The 926-nt window shown below is 64.9% G+C and carries 1 protein-coding gene; it reads left to right on the top strand.

The window, feature by feature from the left end; all coding sequences use genetic code 11:
- Positions 1–62 precede the first annotated feature (62 nt).
- Entirely contained in the window at positions 63–860 is a 798-nt protein-coding gene (locus BN1123_RS19425) for an amino acid ABC transporter permease (protein WP_042029103.1), read from the top strand.
- Positions 861–926 lie beyond the last annotated feature (66 nt).

The raw sequence follows: 926 nt of genomic DNA, 5'->3' as shown, positions 1-926 counted from the left end.
GCTCTTTGGCGCCCCCTCCCACCCGCGCACCCGGGCCTTTCTCGAACAGGTGCTCAGCTACCATGGCTAGCGCGCACCGCCTCTCCCCGCTCGGCTGGCTGCTCGGCACCCTGGCCCTGCTCCTGCTGCTGGGCTGGGCCCTCTACAGCGGTGCCCGCCAGATGGGCTATGAGTGGCAATGGCCACGGGTGTTGCCATTTCTCGGGGAGTGGGATGAGGGAGAATTCTATGCTGGCCCGCTGCTAAATGGTCTGCTGGTCACCCTGCAGGTAGCCCTGCTCAGCCTGGTGGGTACCCTGGTCGTCAGTCTCTGCGTGGCGAGCCTGCGCCTGCTTCCCTCGCGCCTGGGTCCCTGGCTCGCCCTCGCCTATCTCGCGCTGGTGCGCACCACGCCGCAATTGGTGCAACTCTATATTCTCTACTTCCTGCTGGGCCCCATGCTGGGGCTGGCGCCGCTGGCCTGCGCCGTGCTGAGCCTCTCCCTCTATCAGGGCGCCTTTACCGCCGAGGTGTTGCGAGCAGGTGTGCTGGCCATACCCAGGGGGCAGTGGGAGGCCGCGCACGCCCTCGGCCTGCCCAGAGCCGTGACCCTGCGCAAGGTGATCCTGCCACAGCTCATGACCATCATATTGCCACCGCTGACCAACGAGCTGGTGTCGCTCATCAAACACTCGGCCCTGGTGAGCGTCATCGCCATCTTCGATCTCACCAACGAGGGACGCACCCTGGTGGCCGACACCTTTCTCACCTTCGAGGTGTGGTTTACCGTGGCCGCCCTCTACCTGCTGTTGACGCTGACCCTGTCAGCCTGTTCGCGGGCCCTGGCCCGTCATCTTGCTCCGGACCAACAAGGACGTTAACCATGACACCATTCATCAAAACCGCCCTGTCGGGCGCAGCCCTGCTGCTGACCACCACTCTGTTTG

The sequence above is a fragment of the Aeromonas enteropelogenes genome (assembly GCF_000819845.1).
Taxonomy (GTDB): domain Bacteria; phylum Pseudomonadota; class Gammaproteobacteria; order Enterobacterales; family Aeromonadaceae; genus Aeromonas; species Aeromonas enteropelogenes.
The sequence above is the reverse complement of the archived record's forward strand: the minus strand, read 5'-3'. Positions and strand labels throughout refer to the sequence as shown.

Coding starts and splice junctions, on each gene's coding strand:
- BN1123_RS19425 (WP_042029103.1), top strand. CDS start 63: ATGGCTAGCGCGCACCGCCTCTCCCCGCTCGGCTGGCTGCTCGGCACC.